Source organism: Nocardiopsis lucentensis DSM 44048 (genome assembly GCF_000341125.1).
Lineage (GTDB): Bacteria > Actinomycetota > Actinomycetes > Streptosporangiales > Streptosporangiaceae > Nocardiopsis > Nocardiopsis lucentensis.
In genome coordinates this window covers 1-6,274 of the sequence record NZ_ANBC01000613.1, presented here as the reverse complement: position 1 = coordinate 6,274, position 6,274 = coordinate 1, and the positions used below count along the sequence as shown (strand labels likewise).

Annotated in this window: 7 protein-coding genes; 4 read left to right on the top strand and 3 right to left on the bottom strand. The window is 72.2% G+C overall.

Annotated elements, in window-relative coordinates:
* Positions 1-135: 135 nt before the first annotated feature.
* Positions 136-1,368 (top strand): FAD-dependent oxidoreductase, encoded by a 1,233-nt coding sequence (locus D471_RS0121820; protein ID WP_017600590.1) that lies wholly within the window; start codon positions 136-138, stop codon positions 1,366-1,368.
* Between the two features lie 54 nt (positions 1,369-1,422).
* Here the strand turns inward: D471_RS0121820 and D471_RS0121815 are convergent, their stop codons facing one another.
* From D471_RS0121815 to D471_RS35530, 3 genes are all read right to left on the bottom strand, one after another.
* Positions 1,423-2,721 (bottom strand): hypothetical protein, encoded by a 1,299-nt coding sequence (locus tag D471_RS0121815; protein WP_241479678.1) that lies wholly within the window; start codon positions 2,719-2,721, stop codon positions 1,423-1,425.
* Positions 2,722-2,765: 44 nt separating this feature from the next.
* On the bottom strand, positions 2,766-2,921 hold the full coding sequence (locus D471_RS40355; RefSeq protein WP_161630109.1) for a hypothetical protein: 156 nt from the start codon (positions 2,919-2,921) through the stop codon (positions 2,766-2,768).
* 190 nt (positions 2,922-3,111) lie between these two features.
* Positions 3,112-4,230, bottom strand: coding sequence for an LPXTG cell wall anchor domain-containing protein (locus D471_RS35530; RefSeq protein ID WP_017600587.1), 1,119 nt, complete (start codon positions 4,228-4,230; stop codon positions 3,112-3,114).
* Positions 4,231-4,870: 640 nt separating this feature from the next.
* Here D471_RS35530 and D471_RS0121800 point away from each other — a divergent pair.
* From D471_RS0121800 to D471_RS0121790, 3 genes are all read left to right on the top strand, one after another.
* On the top strand, positions 4,871-5,779 hold the full coding sequence (locus tag D471_RS0121800; RefSeq protein WP_017600586.1) for an N-acetylmuramoyl-L-alanine amidase: 909 nt from the start codon (positions 4,871-4,873) through the stop codon (positions 5,777-5,779).
* Positions 5,780-5,849: 70 nt separating this feature from the next.
* Positions 5,850-5,981, top strand: coding sequence for a DivIVA domain-containing protein (locus D471_RS38580; protein ID WP_017600585.1), 132 nt, complete (start codon positions 5,850-5,852; stop codon positions 5,979-5,981).
* A 27-nt stretch (positions 5,982-6,008) separates the two neighbouring features.
* Positions 6,009-6,274, top strand: a 266-nt coding sequence (locus D471_RS0121790; RefSeq protein WP_017600584.1) for a DivIVA domain-containing protein, incomplete at its 3' end; no start/stop codon positions are given.

Below are 6,274 nucleotides of genomic sequence, written 5' to 3'. Positions count from 1 at the left end.
GCAGTCCCCATCCCACGTCCCCTCCACCACCCTCAACCGACGCCTCCCACTTCGTCGCTCTCCCCCGCCGAACTCCCGGCGGGTTCGTTCCCGACTCCCCGCCAACGGGTATCCCGGGGGTGAGGAGCGACGACCATGCGCGAACTGACCACCCAGTGCTGTGTCATCGGCGGCGGCCCGGCCGGGATGACCCTCGGCCTCCTGCTCGCCCGGCAGGGCGTGGACGTGATCGTCCTGGAGAAGCACGCCGACTTCCTGCGCGACTTCCGAGGCGACACCATCCACCCCTCCACCCAGGAACTGATGTACCAGCTCGGCTGGGACGAGGACTTCCACCGCCTCCCCCACGCGCGGCTGGAGCGGATCACGATCGACCTCCGGGGACGGCCCGTCACCTTCGCCGACTTCCGGCGGTTGCCCGTGCACCACCCCTACGTGGCGTTCATGCCCCAGTGGGACTTCCTCGACTTCCTCGCCGAGAAGGGACGCGAGTTCCCGTCCTTCCGGCTGCTGATGTCCACGCCGGGGACCGAACTCGTGGTGTCCGACGACGGGGTCACCGGCGTGCGCGCCTCGGGCGAGGGCGGCGACCTGGAGATCTCCGCCGACCTCGTGGTCGCGGCCGACGGGCGGCACTCGGCCATCCGCGAGCAGGCCGGGCTNNCCCCCCCCCCCCCGCCGATGGACGTCCTGTGGCTGCGAGTCTCACGCAGGCCCACCGACTCCGTGCCCTTCTTCACCGCGAGCGGTCGCGGACTCGTGTCCATCAACCGGGGCGACTACTGGCAGTTGGCGTACCTGATCCGCCCCGGCGGGTTCGCGGACGTCCGCCGCGAGGGGCTGACCGCCCTGTGGGAGGGGATCACCGATCTCGCCCCCGACCTGGCGGACCGGGTGGAGGAGATCGCCTCCTGGGACGACGTGCACCACCTCGCGGTCCGCGTCGACCGGCTGCGGCGCTGGCACCGGCCGGGGCTGCTGTGCATGGGCGACAGCGCGCACGCGATGTCCCCCGCCGGTGGGGTGGGAATCAACCTGGCGGTGCAGGACGCCGTCGCCCCCGCCAACATCGTGGGGCCCCGGCTGGCGGCGGGCGCGCTGGACGAGAGCGACCTCGCCCGGGTGCAGGCGCGGCGGATGTGGCCGACCCGGGTCACCCAGGCGCTCCAGATCGCGATCGGACGTCGGCTGTTCCCCCGCGACGACGCGCGGAGGGTGCTGAACACGCCCCTCGGGAGCGACGGAGCACGCGTCCCCGCGTTCGTGCGCCTGTTCCGGTGGTTCCCGTCGCTGAGCCGCGTGACGGGCCGCCTCGTCGGTATCGGCGTGCGGCCGGAGCGCGTCGAACCGGAGCGGGTCCGGGTGTGACCCCGGGCGGCCGGACGCGGCGACGCCACGCCGCGACCACCCTCAGGTCCTCGGTCAGTCCCCGATCCGGTCGTCCATCGCGGTGGTCCGTTTCCTGGCGAGGAAGGTCGCGGTCGTACCGCCGCCGACGGCGACCACCGCCGCGACCACGAGCGCGGCCAGCGAACCGCCCGTCGTCGCCAACCGGCGGTCGGACGGGTCCTCGGTCGGGGTGGGCTTCGGGGAGGGGGTCGGGGTGGCGCTGGACGTGGGGTCCGGGGTGGGGTCCGGAGTGGGGGAGGTGGCCGGGTCGTGGGTCGATCCGAGGACCCGCGTCTCGGCGAAGTCCACGACCAGGCGGTCGCCGTCCTCCTCATCCGCTTCGCCGACCTGCACCCACACGGTCAGCCATGACCGGACGCCCCGGCCGTCCCAGCCCTCGTCCTCGTCCTCGAAGGTGGCCTCGTTGATCGCGATGCCGACGCTGACCCCGACCTCCTCGATCACGGAGCCGTCGGCGTCCAGGAAGGCCACGCTGTCGTCGACCACGTAGCCGTTCTCGGTGTCCTCCACGCCCTCCAGTTCGACGCCGGAGGCGGTCAGGTTCCCGTACTCCAGGGACGCCTCCGTCCGTCCGTCGAACCCGGCGGAGGCGGTCGACACCACGTCGGAGAGGCTGAAACCGACCGTGTCGGCCGTGCCGGACAGGGGCTCGGAGTCGGTCTCGTCCAGGTGCACCGCACCGTCACCGCTCGTCGAGGGGCTCGCTGACGGCTCCGCTCCGGCTGTCGGGGACCCCATGTCCGGCGCTGTCCCGTCGCCGCTCCGTGCCCCGTCCGGAAGCCCGGAGGGGGTGTCCGAGGGACCCGCGGTGGGGTCGGCCGCGGTGGGGGTGGCCTCTGGGGCGGGGGAGGCCGTGGCCTCCGGTTCACCCGTCGTGTCGGAGCCGTCGTCGGCGTTCCCGTCGGGGTCCGCGGCGGTACTCACCGGAGCCCACCCCTCCGGAGCCTCGACCAGCCCGAGGTCGACGAGGTCGGCCGCGCCCAGGCGGACGGTCGCCGAGTCCAGGGTGGTCGTGGCGTGGGCGCCGTCGGCGTCGACGGACGCGCCCGCCTCACCGGTGACCACCGCGTAGTCGGCGAGTGGACCCAGCAGGACCCCCGTGGCGGCGGTGTCCTCGATGTCGTCGCCGAAGCTGGTGGCCGTCGCGTGCCCGGCGAGGAGATCGCCGCCGGCCACCCTCGCCTGGGCGGTGCCCCAGACGAGCGCGTCCGCGCCCGCGGGGGCCGCGAACGCCGCGCCGAACACGCCCAGCCCGGCGAACAGGGCACCGGCTCCGAGGAGTCGGCGAGCGGTCAACTTGGGGGGAGTCACCACGACACTCCTGTCGTTTCAGGGGGATGCCGGTCCCGGCTCCTTCACGAGGCCACCGTGCGGGCGGTGGTCGGTGGGGGCCGGTCGGCCGGGGGGAGGGAGCCGGGGACGGGGGTCGGTTCGACCGGGGGCCGACCGTACCAGGAGCGGAACCGGGCCACGCGCCGCGCCGGAGCCACCCGCTCGGTGGTCCCGGTCACGTGTCCGCTCCACCGCACCGGATACGGCATCTCGTCGTCCTCGCTTCCTCGACGACCGGACAACGGTGGAAGCGCGCGGGAAGTTCCGCACCGCCGACCGTACGACGCGAAGGGGCCCCGGGGGCGTCGCCCCGGGGCCCTCAGGTCCGGATCAGCCGATCCGGCGCCTCGTCGGCTCTCGCCGCTGCGCTCAGCCCTCGCTGGACTCGTCGGCGGCGGCCGTGTTCTTCTTGCGGCGCGCGAAGAAGGCGGCCAGGCCACCACCGGCCGCGACCGCGGCACCCGCCGCGATCAGCCCGACCACCGGGGAACCGGTCTGGGCCAGCGGCTCCACGCTGCGCTGCTGCTCGGGCTTGGCCTCGGGCATCTCACGCTCGGCGGGCGGGTTCTTGTCGTCACCCTCCTCGCCAGAGCCGTCCTGGCCGTCGTCGCCGCCCTCGCCGCCTTCGCCACTCTCGTACATCTCGTCGGTGATGCTGGCGTAGGCCACGCCCAGGGGGTAGGTGGCGTAGGCGACGTCGGGCACCGTGAAGGTGACCAGGCCGACAGTGTAGGCGTCGGTCCAGACGATGCCCTCGTCCGACATCTCGTCCGCGCCCTCGTCGGAGAAGATCTCGACCGTGGCGTCGAGCAGGTTGACGTTCTCGGTGACGGAACCGGGCTCGAAGGAGTGGGAGACCTCGCCGCCCCAGGTCTGGGTGGTGGTGATGGACATCCCGGAGATCGTGACGTCGAGGACGATCTCGTCCCCCTCGCCGGTGAGCTCGGAGTTCTCGTCGTCGAGCGTGACGACCTCGTCGTTCCCGGCGCCGGACGCGGCGGGCTCGGGGCTCGAGGACGGCTCCGGAGCGGGCTCCTCGGAGGAGTCGTCGTCCGGCGTGCTCTCGTCGGAGTCCTCACCGGGCTCGGTGGTCGGCGACGGCTCCTGAGCGGGCTCCTCCCCCTCACCATCCGAGTCGTCGGAGTCGTCGCCCTCCGAGGCACCACCCTCGGAGTCGCCGTCACCGGAGCCCTCGGGGTCGGTCTCCGTGTCGGTCTCCCCCTCGGAGGGGTCGCCGGAGGGCTCCTCGGACGGCTCGTCAGAGGGCTCGTCGGTCTCCTCGTCCTCCTCCTCGTCGGACTCCTCAGCCTCCTCGGCCTCCTCCAGAATGTCGCCGAGGTCGTCGGTGGTGACCTGGAGACGCGCGTTGTTCACCACGGTCGTGGCCGTCGACCCCTGGGCACTGACGCTGGCGCTGGTCTCGGCGTCGATCGACAGGTAGTCGTCCACCGCGACGCTGAAGCTGTCGCTGTCCGACGATTCGTGCATGGTGACGTCGGTGGACGAGGCCCAGCCGTCCNGCCCCGCCCCAGCCGTACTGGTAGACGCCGGCGTTCGCGGGAACGGCCGTGGCGACGGTGAGCGCGCCGAGGGCGGCGAAAGTGGCGCCGGCCTGCATGACACGGCGCGCCGAGAAACGGGCAGTGTTCTTCAAGTCAATCCTCTTCGGATCGTCCCAGCCCACACTGTCGGGCTGGCCTGGTCGCGCGTTCCGCGGCCGTGCAGGCGCTGGGAACCGACCGTGAAAGCGGAACCAGGGGCTTATGGGGGACCGGAGGCGGCCCGGAGCAGGGGCATCTCCGTGGGAACAGGGGGTCGCGGCGGCTTCGACGTGCGTGAACACGAGCCGCCCGGACGGGGACCACGTCCCGTTCCTTTACGTAGACCCTACTTCGACCGAATAGCCCGATTCACCCGAAAAGCCATTACGGAATGGTCACATTAGATGCATTGACACCCTCTGTAACCATTCCTGTCGTCTTTTCGGATTCTTTGTGGAATGTGTAAACCTGCCACCGTGACACGCGTCCCAACAAATGGGTGCGTCGCTCGCGAACCACCCCGCGCCGGAGTTCGCGGCCCCCGACTCCTGGTTCCCGCACCCCGCCGAGCCGCTACGTTGTGGGGCATGCCCACCTCCGCTCCCCCTGGGCCCGTCGTCCGGCACCGCCTCGCGCTGTCCCTGACCGCCCTGGCCCTGCTCCTCACGCCCGCGTGCTCGGCCGTCTCCGACGCCGCGTCGGGCGACGGACCCACCGCCGCACCTCCGCTCCCCGCCCCTGAGGACGGTGACGGCAACGGAGCCACGGACACCGACGGCGGTGACGGCACCGGCGGTGACGGCTCCCCCGCGGACACGCCGGCGGGCGGAGGGCCGCTGAGCAGCCGGGTGGTCGTCATCGACCCCGGGCACAACGGCGGCAACGCCGAGGCCCCCGACGAGATCAACGCCCAGGTTCCCGCGGGCCCCGGGGAGAAGTCCTGCGACACGGTGGGGGCGCAGACCGCCGACGGCTACGCGGAGCACGAGTTCAACTGGGCCCTGTCCCTGCTCGTGCGCGACCGCCTGGAGGCCGACGGCGCCACGGTCGTCCTCACCCGGGACGACAACGAGGGTGTCGGTCCCTGCATCGACGAGCGGGCGCGGATCGGCAACCAGGTCGACGCGGACGCGGCCGTGTCCATCCACGCCGACGGGGGGCCGGAGTCCGGACGCGGGTTCCACGTGATCACGCCCGGCGAGGTCCCCGACTTCACCGACGACATCGTGGAACCGTCCCGTCTGCTGGCCGAGGACCTGCGCCGCGAGTACCGGGACGGCACCGGCATGCCCCACGCCGACTACCTCGCCGACGAGGGCCTGGACGAGCGGACGGACCTCGGCGGGCTGAACATGTCCGACGTTCCCAAGGTCTTCCTGGAGGCCGGGAACATGCGCAACCCCGAGGACGCCGACCTGCTCAGCGACCCCCGGTGGCGGGAGGACGCGGCGGACGCGGTCGCCCGCGGGGTGGCCATGTACCTCCTGCGGAGCTGACCGGCCGACGGCGTCCGCCGCCGACCGTCTCTCCCTGGCGCGGGCCCGGGCGCCTGGGCATAATGCGGGGATGACCTCCCCCGACTCCCGCCCCGAGTTCGACGTCGTCCTGCGCGGCTACGACCGCGCCCAGGTGGAGGCGTACTTCCAGCAGCTCACGGACGACCTCGCGGAGATCGAATCACGGAATACCCAGGGATAACCCTCTGAGAACCTCCTGAACTGCACAATGGGGACCATGCCTCTGACACCGGCGGACATCCGCAACAAGAAGTTCCACACGGTGCGTCTGCGCCCGGGGTACCACGAGGAGGACGTCGACGATCTCCTCGACCGTATCGAGGCCACCCTGGTGGCCCTGGAGGGCGGACCCCGGAGTGGTCCGCTGCTGACCGCCGACGACGTGCGCAACTCTCGGTTCCGGACCACCCGGTTGAGCCCCGGATACCGGGAGGACGAGGTGGACGACTTCCTCGACATCGTCGCCGCGGACCT